At 69.3% G+C, this 17,384-nt stretch carries 17 protein-coding genes and 1 pseudogene; 8 read left to right on the top strand and 10 right to left on the bottom strand.

Features of this window, described 5'->3' with window-relative positions:
- Positions 1–5: 5 nt before the first annotated feature.
- Positions 6–842: a shikimate dehydrogenase gene (locus OVA30_RS03840; protein ID WP_268174667.1), complete on the top strand. Its 837-nt coding sequence runs from the start codon at positions 6–8 to the stop codon at positions 840–842.
- On the top strand, positions 839–1,492 hold the full coding sequence (gene coaE / locus OVA30_RS03835; RefSeq protein WP_012253104.1) for a dephospho-CoA kinase: 654 nt from the start codon (positions 839–841) through the stop codon (positions 1,490–1,492). Before OVA30_RS03840 ends, coaE begins: the two co-directional genes overlap by 4 nt.
- Here coaE and OVA30_RS03830 read toward each other — a convergent pair.
- Both OVA30_RS03830 and OVA30_RS03825 read right to left on the bottom strand, forming a co-directional pair.
- On the bottom strand, positions 1,464–1,799 hold the full coding sequence (locus OVA30_RS03830; protein ID WP_012253103.1) for a helix-turn-helix domain-containing protein: 336 nt from the start codon (positions 1,797–1,799) through the stop codon (positions 1,464–1,466). The two genes, coaE and OVA30_RS03830, sit on opposite strands and share 29 nt — an antisense overlap.
- A complete protein-coding gene (locus tag OVA30_RS03825) occupies positions 1,783–2,067 on the bottom strand; it encodes a BrnT family toxin (RefSeq protein ID WP_012253102.1) in 285 nt (94 codons plus the stop codon). Before OVA30_RS03825 ends, OVA30_RS03830 begins: the two co-directional genes overlap by 17 nt.
- A 122-nt stretch (positions 2,068–2,189) precedes the next feature.
- Here OVA30_RS03825 and dnaQ point away from each other — a divergent pair, with 122 nt between their 5' ends.
- From dnaQ to OVA30_RS03810, 3 genes and pseudogenes are all read left to right on the top strand, one after another.
- Complete coding sequence (dnaQ, locus tag OVA30_RS03820; RefSeq protein ID WP_268174666.1) at positions 2,190–2,900, top strand: DNA polymerase III subunit epsilon; 711 nt, start codon at positions 2,190–2,192, stop codon at positions 2,898–2,900.
- A gap of 206 nt (positions 2,901–3,106) precedes the next feature.
- Positions 3,107–3,556 (top strand): CopG family transcriptional regulator, encoded by a 450-nt coding sequence (locus OVA30_RS03815; protein WP_268174665.1) that lies wholly within the window; start codon positions 3,107–3,109, stop codon positions 3,554–3,556.
- Positions 3,557–3,629: 73 nt separating this feature from the next.
- A pseudogene (locus tag OVA30_RS03810) lies at positions 3,630–4,897 on the top strand (extracellular catalytic domain type 1 short-chain-length polyhydroxyalkanoate depolymerase).
- Between the two features lie 34 nt (positions 4,898–4,931).
- On the opposite strand, the gene OVA30_RS03800 reads toward OVA30_RS03810, so the two are convergent.
- Positions 4,932–5,387 (bottom strand): NUDIX hydrolase, encoded by a 456-nt coding sequence (locus tag OVA30_RS03800; protein ID WP_268174662.1) that lies wholly within the window; start codon positions 5,385–5,387, stop codon positions 4,932–4,934.
- Positions 5,384–6,265 carry a 4'-phosphopantetheinyl transferase family protein gene (locus OVA30_RS03795; RefSeq protein ID WP_268174661.1) on the bottom strand — a complete coding sequence of 294 codons (882 nt, stop codon included), beginning with the start codon at positions 6,263–6,265 and terminating at the stop codon, positions 5,384–5,386. Before OVA30_RS03795 ends, OVA30_RS03800 begins: the two co-directional genes overlap by 4 nt.
- 155 nt (positions 6,266–6,420) lie before the next feature.
- On the opposite strand from OVA30_RS03795, the gene ampC reads away from it, so the two are divergent.
- Positions 6,421–7,584 (top strand): class C beta-lactamase, encoded by a 1,164-nt coding sequence (gene ampC, locus OVA30_RS03790; protein ID WP_326493606.1) that lies wholly within the window; start codon positions 6,421–6,423, stop codon positions 7,582–7,584.
- Between the two features lie 4 nt (positions 7,585–7,588).
- Here the strand turns inward: ampC and OVA30_RS03785 are convergent, their stop codons facing one another.
- Together OVA30_RS03785 and secA are read right to left on the bottom strand one after the other, a co-directional pair.
- Entirely contained in the window at positions 7,589–7,744 is a 156-nt protein-coding gene (locus OVA30_RS03785) for a hypothetical protein (RefSeq protein WP_268174659.1), read from the bottom strand.
- A gap of 7 nt (positions 7,745–7,751) precedes the next feature.
- Positions 7,752–10,664: a preprotein translocase subunit SecA gene (secA, locus tag OVA30_RS03780; protein WP_015822097.1), complete on the bottom strand. Its 2,913-nt coding sequence runs from the start codon at positions 10,662–10,664 to the stop codon at positions 7,752–7,754.
- A 474-nt stretch (positions 10,665–11,138) separates the two neighbouring features.
- Here secA and OVA30_RS03775 point away from each other — a divergent pair, with 474 nt between their 5' ends.
- Both OVA30_RS03775 and OVA30_RS03770 read left to right on the top strand, forming a co-directional pair.
- Positions 11,139–12,041, top strand: a complete 903-nt coding sequence (locus OVA30_RS03775) for a peptidylprolyl isomerase (RefSeq protein WP_268174658.1) — start codon at positions 11,139–11,141, stop codon at positions 12,039–12,041.
- 133 nt (positions 12,042–12,174) lie between these two features.
- Entirely contained in the window at positions 12,175–12,372 is a 198-nt protein-coding gene (locus tag OVA30_RS03770) for a hypothetical protein (protein ID WP_003597681.1), read from the top strand.
- A 144-nt stretch (positions 12,373–12,516) separates the two neighbouring features.
- Here the strand turns inward: OVA30_RS03770 and chrA are convergent, their stop codons facing one another.
- The 4 genes from chrA to OVA30_RS03750 all read right to left on the bottom strand — a co-directional run bounded on the left by chrA (position 12,517) and on the right by OVA30_RS03750 (position 17,384).
- The gene (chrA, locus tag OVA30_RS03765) at positions 12,517–13,920 is read right to left on the bottom strand and encodes a chromate efflux transporter (RefSeq protein ID WP_182569286.1); all 1,404 of its coding nucleotides are present in this window, start codon (positions 13,918–13,920) and stop codon (positions 12,517–12,519) included.
- A 2-nt stretch (positions 13,921–13,922) separates the two neighbouring features.
- Positions 13,923–14,753 carry a sulfurtransferase/chromate resistance protein gene (locus OVA30_RS03760; RefSeq protein ID WP_268174657.1) on the bottom strand — a complete coding sequence of 277 codons (831 nt, stop codon included), beginning with the start codon at positions 14,751–14,753 and terminating at the stop codon, positions 13,923–13,925.
- Positions 14,754–14,994: 241 nt separating this feature from the next.
- The gene (locus OVA30_RS03755; RefSeq protein WP_268174656.1) at positions 14,995–15,699 is read right to left on the bottom strand and encodes a uracil-DNA glycosylase; all 705 of its coding nucleotides are present in this window, start codon (positions 15,697–15,699) and stop codon (positions 14,995–14,997) included.
- A gap of 167 nt (positions 15,700–15,866) precedes the next feature.
- A complete protein-coding gene (locus tag OVA30_RS03750) occupies positions 15,867–17,384 on the bottom strand; it encodes a bifunctional metallophosphatase/5'-nucleotidase (protein ID WP_268174655.1) in 1,518 nt (505 codons plus the stop codon).

Below are 17,384 nucleotides of genomic sequence, written 5' to 3'. Positions count from 1 at the left end.
TTTCCATGACAGCCAGGGCCTTCGTCGTCGGCCATCCGATCCGGCATTCCCGCTCGCCGCTGATCCACGGGCACTGGCTCGCCGAGCACGGGTTGGACGGCAGCTACGAGCGCATCGACGTGGCGCCGGAGGCGTTCGAGGCCTTCATCCGCGGGCTTCCGGCCTCGGGCTTTGCCGGCGGCAACGTCACCATCCCGCACAAGGAGGCGGCCTATCAGTTGGCCGATTCCCTGACGGAGCGGGCGAAAAAGATCGGTGCGGTGAACACGCTGATCGTCGAGGGCGACCGCGTCCGTGGCGACAACACCGACGCGCCGGGCTTCATCGCCCATCTCGATCACAGCCTCGGGGAGCGCTGGCCCGAGCGGACCGGCGGGTCCGCCCTCGTGCTCGGCGCGGGCGGCGCGGCGCGGGCCATCGTCGTCGGGCTGGTGGAGCGGGGGCTCTCGGTCCGCATCGCCAACCGCAGCCCCGAGCGGGCGCGGGTGCTCGCCGAACTCGATCCCGAACACATCGAGGCGCTGGCCTGGGAGGCCGTGCCGGACGCACTCTCCGACACCGGGCTTCTCGTCAACACCACCTCGCTCGGGATGGCAGGCCACCCGCCGCTCGACCTCGACCTCGCCCCGCTCCCGGACCGCGCGGCGGTGGCCGACATCGTCTACGTGCCGCTGGAGACGCCGCTGCTCGCTGCGGCGCGGGCGCGGGGGCTCGCAGCGGTCGATGGGCTCGGCATGCTGCTGCACCAGGCGGTGCCGGGCTTCGCGGCATGGTTCGGCCTGCGGCCCGAGGTGACGCCGGCCCTGCGCCAAATAATCGTCGCGGATCTCGTCGCGAAATGAGCGCTCCTGACCAACCTCACCGTCCCGTTGTGCTCGGCCTCACCGGCTCGATCGGCATGGGCAAGTCGGCCACCGCCGCGATGTTCTCCGCCCGCGGCGTCCCGGTCCACGATTCGGACGCGGCGGTCCACGCCCTCTACGGGCCGGGCGGGGCCGCGGCGCAGGCGATCGGCGAAGCCTTTCCGGGCACCCTGACGCCGGAGGGCGGCGTCGATCGGCCGGCCCTGCGCAAGGCGGTGCTGGGCGATTCCGAAAAACTCGCCCGGCTGGAGGCGATCGTGCATCCGCTGGTCCGGGAGGAGAGCCGCGCCTTCCTTGCCCGCAACGCCGGGGCGCCGCTGGTCGTCCTCGACATCCCGCTCCTGTTCGAGACCGGGGCCGACGCCCGCTGCGACGCCGTCCTCGTCGTCACCGCCCCGGCGCCGGTGCAGCGCGCCCGCGTGCTCGCCCGCCCCGGTATGACCGAGGACGCGTTCGAGGCGATCCGCGCCAAGCAGATGCCGGATGCCGAGAAGCGGGCGCGGGCGGACTACGTGATCGACACGAGCCGCGGGTTCGAACCCGCGGAAGCGGAGGTGGGGCGGATCGTCGAGGAACTAGAGCGACGCCGGGCCTCCCGCATCACGCCGGTGGATGAAGGGCTTCGCTGACCGCCCGTGGATTGCGGCCAATTACGACCAGATACGCTCGTGCTGCCGCATCAGGCTCCTTTCGGCCCTGCTCCCAATCGCGCAGAGTGCCGAGCGGGATTTGAAAGCGGCTTGCAAACTCTTCCTGAGACAGGCCGAGGGCACGGCGAATGATGCGCACTTGAGGTGTGCGTGGCATCCGCTGCATGTCGTCAGACGTCAAAGGCCGCGCATCGGGGTCGGCCAACGCGGCCGCATGCCGCTCCGTTTCCGACATCGCATCGAACCGGTCCCAGTTATGCTTCGAGGATTCAGGCGTTGTCGTCATGGTAGCGTCGCCGTTCCTGCGGTTCGGCGCCTCTCGCTGAAATGATCCGGATGGCTTCACCCCTCAACGTATAGACAACGTAGAGAAGACGATTCTCGACCATGCCGAGGATGACGTATCGCTCCTCGCCGTAGGCTTCGCGCGTGTCGGTCCATTCGAGCGCGAAGGGGTCGCGGAACACGCTTCGTGCAGTCTCGAAAGTGATGCCGTGGACAGCGACGTTGCGGGCCGCCTTGTCACCATCCCATTGAAATGAGCCGTCATCCATAAATGTACGGCTTAGCCGTAGTCATCACAAGGATCAATCATGATCCCTGTGTCCGTCTCGGTAACTCCTTCCAGCGACAATCGTCCGCCACACCCTTCCCGCCGGGCATGGAATCCCAAAAAATGCTGCGCGAGATCGTCCTCGACACCGAGACCACCGGCACGGAGGCTCGAAACGGCGACCGGCTGATCGAGATCGGCTGCGTCGAACTCATCAACCACGTCCAGACCGGCGAGACCTTCCACCGGCTCATCAACCCGCAGCGGGCGGTGTCCGAAGGGGCGTTCGCGGTGCACGGCATCTCGGATGCGATGCTCGCCGACAAGCCGGTCTTCGCCGAGGTGGTCGATGCCTTCCTCGAATTCTGCGGCGATGCGCGCTTGGTGATCCACAACGCGCCCTTCGACGTCGGCTTCCTGAACATGGAGTTCGCCCGGCTCGGACCCGCCGCGCCGAAGGCGATCGCGCTGGAGGACGTGGTCGATACCCTCTTGCTCGCTCGCCGCAAGCATCCGGGCGCGGCCAACAACCTCGATGCCCTGTGCAACCGCTACGGCGTGGACACCACCCGCCGCGTCAAGCACGGCGCGCTGCTCGACGCGCAGATCCTGGCCGAGGTCTATGTCGAGTTGCTCGGCGGCAAGCAGACCAGCTTGGGGCTCAGCATTGCCGAGCCGGTCGAGACCGTGGCGCTCGGGGCCTTGACTGATTCGGGTCCGGTCGGCCCGCGGCCGATACGCAGCCGCCTCACCGAAGGCGAGCGCTTACGGCATGACAGCTTTGTCGAGAGCCTTGGAACAAACGCCGTCTGGCGGGAATACATGGAACCGTGAGCCCATGACCGCAGCGGAAACGATCCGTTAAGTCTTTCTTTGAGCGCGGTCTTTGGCGTTGAAGCCCCCGTCGCTCGGCCGACGAGGCGTAAGCGGCACCTCTCCGACCTCATTACCCGTCTTGCTGCAATGCAAAAAACTTCATCTTGCAGTGCAGCATAAGCGCTCCCATACCATCCCTGTGGCTGGCGCAGGGATGTCGCGCGATGATGGACGTGGTGCAGGAGAGACGGCCGAATACCCCGATCGCCGTGCGGTTCGGGGCCAAACCCGGCGACCATGAGAAGATCACGGTCAATCTCGGCTTCGTCGATCTCGGGCATATCGATCTGCTGGTTTCGGAGGGCGTTTACGCCAACCGCAGCGATTTCATCCGCACGGCGGTGCGCAACCAGATCGAGCGGCACGCCGACATCACCCGCCAATCGGTGGCCCGCAAACCGATCGAAGTCGGCCTGTGCCGCTACGGCCGGGCCGAACTGGAAGCGGCGCAGGCGGCGGGGACACGGCTCGACATCCGCGTCCTCGGCCTCGCCGTCATCGCCGACGACGTTCCCGCCGACCTCGCCAGCGCCGCGATCGCTTCGATCGAAGTGCTCGGCAGCCTTCAGGCGAGCCCCGCCGTGAAGCGGGTGCTGGCCGACCGTCTGCCCTGATCCTCAAAAAAATCCCCCTCGTGACCCGCTGCGCTCGCGCGCGCCCGTCGCCGACCCGGAAAGCGAGACCCGCATGACCGAACGTCACAACGCCTTCTTCACGGATATCGCCGAGGCCACCCGCCTGACCCAGGCCGGACGGCTCGGCGAGGCGACCGCCCTCATCCAGCGCAGCCTCGGTGGTGCAAACCTCTCCGCCGAGGGGGCGCGGCCGACCGATGCGTCGCCCGCCCCGCACGGGACGCCGCGGCTCGAAGGGTCGGCGACCCGGCTCGATCCGGAGGTGGATGCGGCTCAGGCGACGGATCACGCGACGCTGATCCCCGAACGGCTTCGCGAGAACATCGACCACGTGATGCAGGGCCTGCGCTCGCTGGTGCCCTCGCTGAACGGGCTGACGGGCGGTGGCCAGCAGGCGCCCAGACCCAACGGGACCGAACCCGACGGGGTCGCGTCGGAGGGCGGCCAGTTCGTCGAGCGCAGCTTCTCCAATGCCGCCGGGGCGCGGGACTACAAGCTGTTCATCCCGAGCCCGCGGAGCGGACCGCGCCCGCTGCTCGTGATGCTGCACGGCTGTAGCCAGTCGCCGGAGGATTTCGCGGCGGGAACGCGGATGAACACGCTCGCCGAGGAGGAGGGGGTCTACGTCGCCTATCCCCGCCAGACGAGCCGGGCCAACGCGCAGAAGTGCTGGAACTGGTTCGAGCCCGGCGACCAGGGCCGGGAGATGGGCGAGGCCGGCATCGTTGCGGGCCTCGTCCGCGCGATCTGCGCCGAGCATTCGATCGATCGCTCCCGCATCTACATCGCCGGGCTCTCGGCGGGCGGGGCGGCGGCGGCCAACATCGCCCGGGCCTATCCCGACCTGTTCGCGGGCCTCGGCGTGCATTCGGGTCTCGCCGCAGGCTGCGCCCGCGACCTGTCCTCGGCGCTCTCGGCGATGCGGGTCGGCGCGCCCGGTGCGGCCGAGCCGGGGGGGCGGCCGGCTTCGGCGCCGGCGCGGTGACGCAGAAGCTGCGGGTCCCGACCATCGTCTTCCACGGCGAGGGTGACGGCACCGTCCATCCCCGCAACGCCGACGCCGTGCTGGCGCAGGCCGGCATCGAGGCTCTGACGCCGCGCCAGGAGGGCGGGATCAACGGCCGTCACAGCTACACCCGGACCCGCTACGCCGACGAGGCCGGCCGCATTCAGGTCGAGGCATGGTCGGTGCAGGGCGCGGGCCACGCGTGGTGCGGCGGCAGCTCGGCGGGCAGCTACACGGACCCGAACGGACCGGATGCCTCGCGCGCGATGCTCGATTTCTTCCTCAGCCACAGCCTGACGGGCGGCCAGGGTTAAGCCAAGGCCGGAGCATCGTCCCGGAATCCGGTCCTCACAGTTCCGGGCGATGCGCCAGCGCGGCCGCAAGGCCGTCGGGGAAGAGGGCGGCGCCGTCCGGAAGGGCGGCCGGCCGGAGCCAGCGCGCGGTGCAGGCCGTGCCGTCATCCTCGCTGAAACGGATTACGTCGCGGTCGTAGAGGGCCGCGTCGTGAAGGCGGATGTCGGCCGCGAACACGATCTCGTGGCCGAGCGCGCCTTCGTGGCGATAGATGTTCTCGAACACCGTCCAGGGCCCGGTCATCGTCACGCCGCAGCCCAGCTCCTCCCGAAATTCCCGGTCCAGGGCCTGTTCGCGGGTCTCTCCGAAGGAAACGCTGCCGCCGGGCGGACGCACGCCCTTGATCCGGCCGCGATCGTCGAGGACCTCGACGGCCAGCAGCGCGTCCCCGCGCCACGCCAGCCCGATCACCTTGACGCGGATCTGTTGGGGTGGGCGCCAGGTCGTCATCGGTGTCCAGTCTCTTCGCGATCGCCGTCGCGAGGGGGCGGTACGGCATCTTCGGCCCGCCACCGCCTCGCGGCTTCGGCCAAGCCCGATCGCAGCTCTTCCCAGGCTGCCGCTTCGACCGCAAGCGCCGCCGCCGGAGGGCGCGGCAGAACGAGCGCGGCGGCGAGATCACCCGCGGCGAGGCTCAGCCCCCGGTATTGCGCGAAATTCGCGAAGGTGACGCCGAGCGCCGGCGGCTCGGCCACGACGCTGCCGACAGCCAGAAGATCGAGCGGCACGGTGAGGCCGCAGCGCAGGGTCTTGGACAGCGCCTCCTTCAGGCACCACAGCCGGGTCAGCCGCTCGGCCTCCGGCGCGTCGAGCCGGGCGGCGATGTGCCGGCGCTCGGCGGCAAGGGTCTGGCGCGTCAGCAGCGCGACGTTGGCCGGCTGAATCCGCTCCAGATCGATCCCCATCGGGCAGGCCTCGGGAAAGATCACCGCCACGGCGACCGGGCCGGCATGGGACAGGCTGATGCCGAGGTTTTCGACTCCGGCGCCGGAGAGAACCGGCTGCTCCAGCACACCGGGCCGGATCGCCAGATCCCGCGGGTCGAGCTCGGGCCGAAAGGCGGCGAGCGCGCATTTCGCCGCGTAGCGCCCGATCAACAGGCCGTGGCGGCGCCGCGCATGGAGGCGGTCGGTGAGCAGCGCCTCTTCGTCCGCGTGAAGGAAGCCGCCGCGATGGGCGTCGAGCCAATCGAGCGGTGCGCTCGCAAGCGCCAGAACGGCCTGGATCGGTCCGGTCCGGGGCGCCTCGAGCGTGAGGCGCAGGCTCCGCACCAGCGGGCCGGCAGTGCCCGCAGCTGCCGCGCTTTCGGCGCTTTCCTCACCCGTCATGGCCGCCCACTCGCCTCGCTTGCCTTCGCGCGTCGTCCTGGAACCGGATCCAGGACGATGCGCGAAGCTCTTGTTCGCGCATCATTTTTTCCGAAAGCCGCGATCCACCTTTCGGGATGATGCTCTAGCCAAGAAGGAAACGCGCCATCTCCGCAATGCGAAAGCGCGTGCTGGCCGCCCTTGTCCTGAGCGGCTTACCGCATGTCACGGCGCCCGCTCTGGCCACCGACCCGTCGGCGCCGGTCGCCGCCGCGGTCGAGCAGGCCTACCGCCCGCTCCTGAAGGCATACGACGTGCCCGGCATCGCTGTCGCCGTGACGCGAGAGGGACATTCCACCGTCTTCACCTTCGGGCTCGCTGACCGGGAGCGGCAGCGGCCGGTGACGCGGGACACGCTGTTCGAGATCGGCTCGGTCAGCAAGACCTTCACGGCGACGCTCGTTTCCTACGCCCAGGGACTCGGCCGGCTCTCGCTCGATGATGCGCCGAGCCGGTTCCTGCCGTCGCTGCGGGGCAGCGCGCTCGATCGCGTCAGCCTGCTCGATCTCGGCACCTACAGCGCGGGCGGCCTGCCGCTGCAATTCCCCGATGCGGTGGCCGACGAGGCGGCGATGATCGCCTACTTTCGCCGCTGGCAACCCTCCACGCCACCCGGAACGCAAAGGCTCTATTCCAATCCCAGCCTCGGCCTGTTCGGAGCGGCCGCCGCGGCGGCCATGGGCGGCGACTTCGCCGAGCTGATGGAAACCCGGCTGTTTCCGGGGCTCGGCCTGAAGCACAGCTTCATCCGCGTGCCGGCGTCGGAGAGCGAGCGCTACGCCTGGGGCTACGGCAAGGATGGCACGCCGATCCGGGTCAATCCGGGCGTCCTCGACGGGGAGGCCTACGGCGTCAAATCCAGTGCCGCCGACATGATTCGCTTCGTCGAGGCCCATCTCGACCCCACCCGCCTCGACCCGCCGATGCGGCAGGCGGTTCAGGGCACGCAGATCGGGTATTTCAGGGTCGGCGCGATGGTGCAGGGGCTCGGCTGGGAGCAGTTTCCCTATCCGATCTCGCTGGAGGGCCTTCAGGCCGGCAATGCCGAGCCGATGCGGTTCGAGGCGCAGCCCGCCGCGCGGCTCGACCCGCCGCAGAGGCCGACGGGGGTCACGCTGTTCGACAAGACCGGCTCCACCAACGGCTTCGGCGCCTATGTCGCCTTCGTGCCGGCCAAACGCATCGGCCTCGTCATGCTGGCCAACCGCGCGTTTCCGATGCCAGCGCGCATCGCGGCGGCGCACGCGGTGCTGGAGGTGTTGTCGGCCGAGGAGCCCTGACCCGTCACCGCTCCCGGTCGTAGCGGAAGGCGTGCGGGACGCGTGGCATGCCGAGGTCTTCGTCCGGCCGCCACGGCTCGAGCCCGGATTCGACGAGGACACCCCGAAAGGTCTCCGCGTCGATATCCGGCTCCAGTCCGTAGGCGGGCGCGCCGCTCACCGTAGGCTTACGCCTCGGTGGCGAAGCGGCCGTGGCAGTGCTTGTACTTCTTGCCCGAGCCGCAGGGGCAGGGCTCGTTGCGGCCGACCCGGCCCCAGGTGGAGGCGTCGTCGGGATTGCGCTCCAGCACGGCCGCGTCCGCGGAGAGTTCGCGCGCGGCAAAGCCGTAGGCGCCGCCCGCCCCGCCGTCGCTGCCGGAGCCGGCAAAGGCGAACTCGTTCTCGCCGGTCACCGGGTCGCGGTGCTCGGGGAACATCGGCGGCAATTGCGGCTCGCTGAAGCCGGCGCTCTCGAACCCGCCATCGGCGAAGCCCTCCGGCTGCTGCTGCATGATCTCGACATGCGAGAGCTGGGCGGTCACCTGCTCGCGCAGGGCCGTGACGAGGCCGTTGAACAGCTCGAACGCCTCCGACTTGTACTCGTTGAGCGGGTCGCGCTGGGCGAAGCCGCGCCAGCCGATGACCTGCCGCAGGTGGTCGAGGGTGACGAGGTGTTCGCGCCAGAGGTGGTCGAGCACCTGCAGCACCACCTGCTTCTCGACATAGGTCATCACCTCCGCGCCGTTGCGCTCGACGCGGGCGGCGTAGGATTCGTCGGAGGCCTTGCGCAGGCGCTCGCGGATCTCCTCGTCGGCGATGCCCTCTTCCTTGACCCACTCCTCGATCGGAAGGTCGAGGCCGAGCACGTCGAGCGCACGGTGCTTCAGCCCCTCGGCATCCCACTGCTCGGCATAGGCGTTCTCGGGGATGTGCACGGCGACGAAGTCGTCGATCACGCCGTGGCGCATCTCGTCCACGGTCTCGCGCACGCTGTCCTGGCCCATCAGGTCGCGGCGCTGCTCGAACACGACCTTGCGCTGGTCGTTCATCACGTTGTCGTACTTGAGCACGTTCTTGCGCATGTCGAAGTTGCGCGCTTCGACCTTCTGCTGCGCCTTCTCGATCGCCTTGTTGATCCAGGGGTGGATGATCGCCTCGCCCTGCTCCAGGCCGAGCCGCTGCAGCATCCCGTCCATGCGGTCGGAGCCGAAGATCCGCATCAGGTCGTCCTTGAGGGACAGGTAGAACTTCGAGCGGCCCGGATCGCCCTGGCGGCCGGAGCGGCCGCGCAGCTGGTTGTCGATGCGCCGCGATTCATGGCGCTCGGTGCCGATGATGTAGAGCCCGCCCGGTAGATCCTTCTTCCGGCCCGCCTCCGGGTCGGCCTTCTCGCCCGAGGCCAGCACCTTGGCGCGGTTCTCGGCGATCTCGGCCTTCAGCGCTTCGATCGCAGCGTCGCGCTCCGGGCCCTCGGGCATCTGCCCGAGTTCCTTCTCGATGCGCATCTCGAGGTTGCCGCCGAGTTTGATGTCGGTGCCGCGGCCGGCCATGTTGGTGGCGATGGTGATGGCGCCGGGCACGCCGGCCTCGGCCACGATGTAGGCTTCCTGCTCGTGGAAGCGGGCGTTCAGCACCGCGAAGCGCTTGGTGACCCGGTTCTCGCGGGCGGCCTTGTAGACGTCGGTGAGCGCGTTCGGGTCGGAATAGTCGAGCAGCGTGTAGCCGGCCTTCTTCAGGAGTTCGCCGATCAGCTCGGACTTCTCGATCGAGCCGGTGCCGACCAGGATCGGCTGGTGGCGCGCATGCGCCTTGTCGATCTCCTTGATGATCGCCTCGTACTTCTCCTCGACGGTCCGGTAGACCTCGTCGTCCTCGTCGACGCGCTCGACCTCCTTGTTGGTCGGGATGTCGACCACGTCGAGCTTGTAGATCTCGGCGAACTCGTCGGCCTCGGTCGAGGCGGTGCCGGTCATGCCGGCGAGCTTCTTGTAGAGGCGGAAGTAGTTCTGGAAGGTGATCGAGGCGAGCGTCTGGTTCTCGGGCTGGATCGTCACCCGCTCCTTGGCCTCCAGCGCCTGGTGCAGGCCTTCCGAGTAGCGCCGGCCCTGCATCATGCGGCCGGTGAACTCGTCGATGATGACGACCTCGTCGTTCTTGACGATGTAGTCCTTGTCCAGGGTGAACAGGGTGTGGGCGCGAAGCGCCTGGTTCACGTGGTGGACGATGGTGACGTTATGCGCGTCGTAGAGGTCGCCCTCCTTGAGGATGCCCTCGGCGCGCAACTCCTCCTCGATGAACTCGTTGCCGGCCTCGGTCAGCGAGACCTGCCGCTGCTTCTCGTCGAGGTCGTAATGCTCGGGCGTCAGGCGCGGCATGACGGTGTCGACCGCGACGTAGAGCTCCGAGCGGTCGTCCACCGGGCCGGAGATGATCAGCGGCGTGCGCGCCTCGTCGATGAGGATCGAATCGACCTCGTCGACGATGGCGAAGTGGTGCCCCCGCTGCGTCATCTGCGAGAGCTCGTACTTCATGTTGTCGCGCAGGTAGTCGAAGCCGAACTCGTTGTTGGTGCCGTAGGTGATGTCGCAGGCATACGCTTCCTTGCGCTGCCCGTCGTCGAGCCCGTGCACGATGGTGCCGACGGTGAGCCCGAGGAAGCGGTAGACCCGGCCCATCCACTCCGCGTCGCGCGACGCGAGGTAGTCGTTGACGGTGATGACGTGGACGCCCTTGCCCTCGAGCGCGTTGAGATAGACCGGCAGCGTCGCCACCAGGGTCTTACCCTCACCGGTCTTCATCTCCGAGATGCCGCTCTCGTGCAGCACCATGCCGCCGATCATCTGCACATCGAAGTGGCGCTGGCCGAGCACCCGCTTGGCCGCCTCGCGCACGGTGGCGAAGGCGGGCACCAGCAGGTCGTCGAGACGGGTGCCGGCCGCGAGCTGGTCGCGGAACGCCTGCGTGCGGGCGCGCAGCTGCTCGTCGGAAAGGGCGCTGATTTCCGGTTCGAGGGCATTGATGGCCGCGACGCGTGGGCGAAAACCCTTGACGCGGCGGTCGTTGGACGAGCCGAAAATCTTCTTGGCGAGGGCACCGAGCATCGTGAACCTGCGGTCGTGAGGTCGTCGCGGGCGGCAGTTTCGGGCGCCGCCGGCCTGTGTTGGGCGGGCTTATAGAGGTAAATATCCGCAGGCGCATCCGGTAGTGCCGGACCGGATAACCAAGAGGTCGCCCGGTCCGGGTTTTTGGCCAGCCTCGATCGCCGGCGCCCGCCGCCGCGGGCTCAAGCTTTCGCTCCGCTCGACGCTTTTCCGGACCCAAAGTCCTGTAAAGCCCGCTCCGCGCGGCGCTCTTCGCGCCCGACAGGCCGCGCCACCGCTCTTCGCGCGACGGCCGCATCGACCCGCGGTCACGAGACCGCGCGGCCATCAAGGCCACGCTTGCCTTTGCCCGGAAGAGGTTCCACCTGTGTCGCGCTTCGCGGCGCCTGCCGCATTCCCGACGAGCCCCGCGGGACGAAGCCGGACGGCGCTAAACCGGCCCGGCGGGGACGACGCCAAGGAACGACGCTTCCGATGCCGATTCCGTTCTCCCTCCGGCGCGCGAGCGCCCTCGCGCTGATGCTCACCCTGCCGGGCGCCGTCCTGGCTCAGGCGCCTGCGGGCCAGAAGACGCCCAGCGCGCCCGCTCCCATCCCGGCGGCGGTTCCGCCGGAGACGGTGGTGGCGCGGGTCAACGGTCAGGCGATCACCGCCGCCGACCTCGCGATCGCTGCCGAGGATCCGGCGCTGTCGCTGCCGGGCGTCGACGAGGGGGCCAAGCAGAACCTGCTCGTCGATTACATGGTCGATCTCAAGGTCGGCGCGCAGGCGGCCGAATCTGCCAAGGTCGGCGACGCGCCCGAGTTCAAGCGCAAGCTCGCCTATTTCCGCGACAAGCTCCTGCTCGACGACTACCTCGAACGGGAGGCCAAGAAGGCGGTGACGCCCGAGGCCGCCAAGGCGCTCTACGAACAGACCGTGAAGTCGATGAAGCCCGAGGAGGAGGTGCGGGCCCGCCACATCCTCGTCGAGAGCGAGGACGAGGCGAAGAAGATCGCCGCACGCGTCAAGGGCGGCGAGGATTTCGCCAAGATCGCGGGCGAGGTTTCGAAGGACCCCGGTTCTAAGACCGAGGGCGGCGATCTCGGCTGGTTCAGCCAGGAGCGGATGGTGAAGCCCTTCGCCGACGCCGCCTTCAAGATGACGCCGGGGCAGGTCTCCGATCCCGTGAAGACCCAGTTCGGCTGGCACGTGCTGCGCGTCGAGGAGAAGCGGACGAAGCCGGTGCCGGCCTTCGACGAGATGAAGGAGCAGATCGACCAGTACCTCACCCGCAAGGCGCAGCAGGACACGATTGTGAAGCTGCGCGAGGCGGCCAAGGTCGAGCGCGCCGGCAGCACCGCGACGCCGGCCGCGGGTGAGACTAAGAAGCCCTGAGGGAATGGGTAGAGGCCGGCGGGCGCCGAGTTATGCGCCGGTGGCATGTTGGAGCTTCGGTATCTGGTATACCAGATACCGAAGTGCGGTGCGATAGAGGGCTCATCGCAACGCAGCAACGGACCTGCCCGCCATGATCGCCCTCGTCGTTCTCGCCGCCGCCATCGCCAACGTGACCCTCGTCGTGCTGCTGGCCGAGCGCTTCGGCTCCGAGGGCGTGCATACCTCCGCCGGCGAACTGACCAGCTTCCAGCCCGTCGCCCGCCCGGCCCATGCTGTCACGCTGGCCAACGAGAACATCGCCGTCACCGCGACCAAGATCGCCGCCTGACACCGGCATACCCGGTCCGATCAGAACCGCCCCCGCGCCTTCAGGCCGGGGGCGGTTTCTTTTTGGGCGCCTTGGTCGCCGTGCGATCGGCCGCCAGCTCCTACGGCGGCCGTCGTGCCGGCAATCGCGTTCCGTGAAGCCGCGCTACACGGCACCGACGAGGTGCAGGACAACGCCGGCTGCCGCACTGGCCAGCAGCGTCTGGACCACGCCGGCCTTGAACCGGAACACCGCCAGCACCGCCGCCGCCGCGAGCATGAGGGCCCAGGGGTTCAGGCTCGACAGAATCGGTAGGTCGAACCGGATCGGCCCGGCCGTGAACGGTCGCGTCTCAGCGAAGATGGTGTGCAGCGCGAACCAGACCGCGAGGTTGAGGATCACCCCGACAACCGCCGCCGTGATCGCCGAGAGCGCACCGGCCAGCGCCTGGTTGCCGCGCAGGCGCTCGACGTAAGGGGCGCCGACGAAGATCCAGAGAAAGCAGGGCGCGAAGGTCACCCAGGTGGTGAGCAGCCCCCCGAGCGTGCCGGCGACGAGCGGCGGCAACGCGCCTGGTGCCCGGTAGGCGGCCAGGAACCCCACGAACTGCGTCACCATGATCAGCGGCCCGGGCGTGGTCTCGGCCATACCGAGGCCGTCGAGCATCTCGCCGGGCTTCAGCCAGCCGTAATGCTCCACCGCCTGCTGGGCGACGTAGGAGAGCACCGCGTAGGCGCCCCCGAAGGTCACCATCGCCATCTTGGAGAAGAACACCGCGATGTGGCTGAAGACGTCGTCCGGCCCGAGGGCGAGCAGGAGGGCAGCGACCGGCACAAGCCAGATCGCACCCCAGGTCAGCAGCATCCGCAGCGTGTGCCCGGCGGCGGCCCGCTCCTGCGGAAGCTCGTGGTCGTCGAGCAGGAAGGGACCCTCCACGACCTTGCCGCCGGCCCCGTGTCCACCGGCCTTGAACTGCGGCAGCCCGGCCCGGCCGCCGAAGTAACCGATGACACCCGCCGTCAGCACGATCAGCGGGAAGGGCACGTTGAGGAAGAAGATCGCCACGAAGGCCGCTGCGGCGAGCCCAAGCATCACGGGACCCTTGAGCGCCCGCTTGCCTATCCGGATCACGGCCTGGAGCACGATGGCGAGCACCGCCGCCTTCAGGCCGAAGAACAGGCCCGCGATGAACCCGACGTTGCCGTAGAGGGCATAGACCCAGCTCAAGCCCATGATGGCAACGACGCCCGGAAGAACGAATAGCCCGCCCGCGACGAGCCCGCCGCGGGGGCCGTGCATCAGCCAACCCACATAGGTCGCGAGCTGCTGCGCCTCGGGTCCGGGCAAGAGCGTGCAGAAGTTCAGCGCGTGCAGGAACCGGTTCTCCGAGATCCAGCGCCTTTCCTCGACGAGGATGCGATGCATGATCGCGATCTGCCCGGCCGGGCCGCCGAACGAGAGCGCGGCGATGCGGGCCCAGACCGGCACCGCCTCGGCCAGGGTCACGGGCAGCGGCGCTTCCGAGGCGGCCGCGCCGGGCTCGGTCTGAATGCGTGCCGTCGCGGCCATGGTCAGGCTCTCTCCTTGGGCTTGTTGGTCGGCCAGTTATGCGTCTCCTCCGTGGCGTCGCGGCACCAGCGGTAGAAGGCGTCGTAGAGGAGCATCCCGGCGTCGAGCTGGGCGAGGTCGTCCGCGTAGATGCGCGACAGGCCGAGCGAGGCCGCGAGCAGGCCGGCGGCCTCGGGTGCGAGATCCGGCCGGCCCGTGTCGGCCCCGCGCACGAGGGTCGCGAGGTGCAGGAGCGGCGGCGTGGCGAGGCCGAACTCCTCGACCATGACGTCGAAGGTGCAGAGATCGCCCCGGTGGCTCCAGAAGGTGCCGGGGTCGTCGATGTCGAACGGGGCGGCCTCGAACCGCTCCGCGACGCCGACAACCTCGCTCGGCGGCACAAAGAGAAAGACCGCGTCCGGATCGACGAAGCGGCGGATGAGCCATGGGCAGGCGATGCGGTCGACCTTGGGCCGTGCGCGCGTGACCCAGACGGTGCGGCCCTGCGCGTCGCGGTTGCGGATCTTGTCGGCCGGAACCATGGGCCGTTCGGCGGCCGCCCAATCCGCCAAGCCGCCTTGGAGCGCCTCGGCGTCGACGCCGGCGCTGCGCAGCCAAGCGGCGACCCCATGGCTGTTCCGACGCCCATCCTCGCACACGACTACGACCGACCTGCCGTGCAGTCGGGGTGCCCACTCGGCGACTCGGTCGGGCGCCCGGGCCAGGGAGCCCGGCACATGGCGCTGGTTGGCGAGGAACGCCTTGTCGGTGCGCACGTCCACAATGGCCGGGCAGCCGGGAGTGCCGATTAGGCGCGCAAGTTTTTCAACGGAGATGGTGGTGAGCGTAGCCATGGCGCGTCCTTGCAACCAGTGCAGTAGGGACGCGATGCTTTGGCCTTAGCCTCGTGAGGAGATCGCCTTCCCCATAGGTCGTAGGGATACCGGCGATAGGGGTGCTGTCAAGCGGGGCGTGCGCTGGCCGTGACCGCTTCCTATGGTCCGCTTTCCGTCCAAACCGGTCTTGCGCCTGTGCCCGCTCGAAGGTCCGGGAAGGACGCCAAGCAGACCCTCGCATCGTCGCGACGACGCGGTCTCAGCCCTCGCCCAACCGCCAGTCGATCGGCGCGCGGCCCTGCGATTCGAGCCACGCATTCGCCCGGTCGAACGGCCGCGAGCCCGGAAAGTCGCGGGCGCGGTTGAGCGGCGAGGGGTGGCCCGAGGCGATGACGCCGTGGCGGCTGGTGTCGATCAGCGCCTCGCGGGCCCGGGCCTGGGCGCCCCAGAGCAGGAACACCGCCGGCGCGTCGCGGGCGGAGACGGCGGCCACCGCCTCGTCGGTGAGCTGCGACCAGCCGAACCGCAGATGCGCGCCGGACTTGCCGGCCTCCGTCGTGAGCGCCGCGTTCAGAAGCAGGACCCCGCGCTCCGCCCAGGGCGTGAGGTCGCCGGTCGAGAGGTCGGGCTTTTCCCCCTCGGGAGCGAGTTCGGCCAGGATCACCTTGAGCGAGGCCGGCAGGCGGCGCGGGCCGACATAGGAGAAGGCGAGCCCGTTGGCGTCGCCCGGCGTGGGGTAGGGGTCCTGGCCGAGGATCACCGCCTTCACCGCGGGCAGAGGCGTCAGCGTCAGCGCCCGGAAGATCGCGGCGGGCTCCGGCAGCACTGTCGCCCCGGCCGCGACGCGCGCATCGACCTTTTTCGCGACCCGATCCGCCGCGCCCTCCCGGAAGAAGGGCAGGTCGAGCCAGGGGGAGCCGCTGGCGCGGAAGGCGGCAAGTGCGGCCTCGACGGGTCCGGTCACGTGAAGTCCCCTCTCATACCAAATCCGTTTGATCCCTCCGGGATGGCGGATTTGGGCTTCGGTGGGATCCCATCGCGCTGGCGCGATGGGTGCCCTCCTCAAGCGCCGCGCGGGCTGACCGATACGGTTCCCGCTTTGATCAAGCGGAAACCGTATCAGGCCGGTTTTCACGGCAGCAGCCGAATCCGCCCTCCGGTCTCGGCCGGCAGTGGCGCGTGGGTGCGGATATAGGCCATCACCTCGTTGGCGAGCAGCCGCCCGTCGGTGCCGCCGATCAGGACGCGGCCCTGAGCCAGCATCCCGTAATCGTTGCCGCCGCGCAGCATGAAGTCGTTGGCCGCCACGCGGTAGATGCGGGCGTCGTCCAGGGGGGCGCCCCCGACCGTCGCCGACACGACGCGCCGGCCCGGCGGTGCGTTCGGGTCGAGCGTCACCACCATTCCGGAGAGTTGAAGGAACCGGCCGGACGGCCGGCCGAGATCGCGAAACCCGTTCTCCAGGGCCTCGCGCAGGGTCGCCCCGTCGATCGCCACGAGCACGGTGGTGTTGCCGAAGGGCAGTTCGCTGAGGATGTCGCGCCGCGTCAGGCTGGTGCCCGCCGGGTAGAGTCGGTCGCCGCGGATGCCGCCGCCGTTCATCAGGCCGATCTCGGCCTCTGTGCCCACCCGCACCGCGTCGGCGACGAGATCGCCGAAGCTCGCTTCCCGCACCCGCACCGAGGCGATCCGGCTGTCGAGCGCGCCTAGCGTCGTGCCGATCACGACGTCGAGCTCCCGCGACAGCTCGCCCCCGAGCCGGCGCACCACGGCGAGCGTGTCCGGATCGGGCGTCACCTCGGCGGTGTCGTGGATGCGGAAGGCGGCGCGCCAGCGCACCGGCCCGTCGCCGGTCCCCGTGACGAAGACATCGATCGCGGTGACGTAATGGGCGTCGTGGCTCGATTCGACCATCACCGTCTGCCCGTCGTCGCGCACGACGAGGTCGTGGTCGTGGCCCGAGAGCAGGATATCGACGAGGCGCGCACGCACGATCGCGTCGTCGGTGACTCGCGCGGTGTGGGCGATCCCGACGATCATCTGCGCCCCGGCCTTGCGCAGGGCGTCCGCCTCGCGCGCCAGGGTCTCGATCTCGGGGCCGAAGCGTAAGGTCCCGGATTGCGATTTTTCCGGCGTCGCCTCCAGAGCGATGCCGACGAGGCCGACGCGGATGCCACCGAGTTCGATCAGCCGCGCATCCTCGATGCCGGGCAGTTGTTGGCCGTCCGCCCCGCGCAGGTTGGCGGCGAGGAAGGGGAAGCGGGCCTCCCTCCGGCGCTCGGCGAACACCGCGGGGCCGAAATCGAACTCGTGATTGCCCGGCACGAACACGTCGGGGGGTGCCAGATTCAAGAGTTCGACGATATGCGCGCCCCGGTCGAAGCCCGACATCAGCGAGGGCGAGAAGCTGTCGCCGGCATGCGCATAGAGCAGCGGCGCGCCGCGGGCGCGCTCGGCCTTCACCACCGCGTTGAGCCGGGCAAAGCCGCCGCGCCCCTCCACCGCGTCCATCGCGTAGATGTCGTTGACGAGGAGCAGGGTGAAGGTCGGCGTGCCGGCCAGCGCCGTACCGGTGCCGGCTGCGAGGAGACCCGCGCCAAGAAGCCCGGTTCCAAGCCCGACGACGGTCTCGCGGCGGCTCGGGCGCAT

The sequence above is a fragment of the Methylorubrum sp. SL192 genome, assembly GCF_026672325.1.
In the GTDB taxonomy this organism is placed as follows: domain Bacteria; phylum Pseudomonadota; class Alphaproteobacteria; order Rhizobiales; family Beijerinckiaceae; genus Methylobacterium; species Methylobacterium extorquens.
This window is presented reverse-complemented; position numbering and strand designations above follow the sequence as displayed.